We start from the raw sequence: 587 nt of genomic DNA, 5'->3' as shown, positions 1-587 counted from the left end.
GGCATGTAGCGGCTCGGTTGTTCTGAACCTACGACCGCCGTGCGGGCACGCAACAGACGGCGCGCCCGCACGTTCTCTCAGATTCGCGCCACCCCGGCCTCGGCCAGATCGACGCGGTGCGCGGTCCGCAGCGCCTCGGTGGCCGTCGCGATCTCGTGGTCGACGCGGGCGGCATCCCATCCGAGCGGCCCGGCGACCGCTTCGGCGACCTCCCGCAGCGTGCGCTCGCTCATCCCGCCGACGAAGGCGAGGTGCGTGCGCCGCAGCAGCACGTCGATGAGGTGGACGACCTGCTCGTGCTCCGCGATCCAGACGAGTTCCTCGCGGTAGTAGCCGGGAGCGTGCTCGAGGGCGGTGGGCTCTGCCGGCAGGACGTCGAGGATCGCGTCGGCGCGCGTGCCGTAGCGCTCCAGCATGGCCTCCACGACCGCGGTCGAGTGCGCATTCGTGCGAGCCGACACCCAGCGCCGACGCTCCTCGGGAGTGGTCGGGAAGCCCTTGCCGCCGCCGATGGGCAGGCCCTGGGTGCTGACCCGGTGCTGACGGCGGAGGCTTTGCAGCGCCTTCATGCTGAGGTGCTCGGCGAG

General features: G+C 71.9%; 1 protein-coding gene. It reads right to left on the bottom strand.

The genetic code is table 11. The annotated features are described in order from the left end of the window. Window positions 1-77: 77 nt before the first annotated feature. A partial coding sequence (locus DNK89_RS23700) for a glycerol-3-phosphate dehydrogenase C-terminal domain-containing protein (RefSeq protein WP_304547804.1) occupies window positions 78-587 on the bottom strand: 510 nt, incomplete at its 5' end.

It is taken from the genome of Acidovorax sp. ST3 (assembly GCF_003231145.1).
Lineage (GTDB): Bacteria > Pseudomonadota > Gammaproteobacteria > Burkholderiales > Burkholderiaceae_C > Acidovorax.
This window is presented reverse-complemented; position numbering and strand designations above follow the sequence as displayed.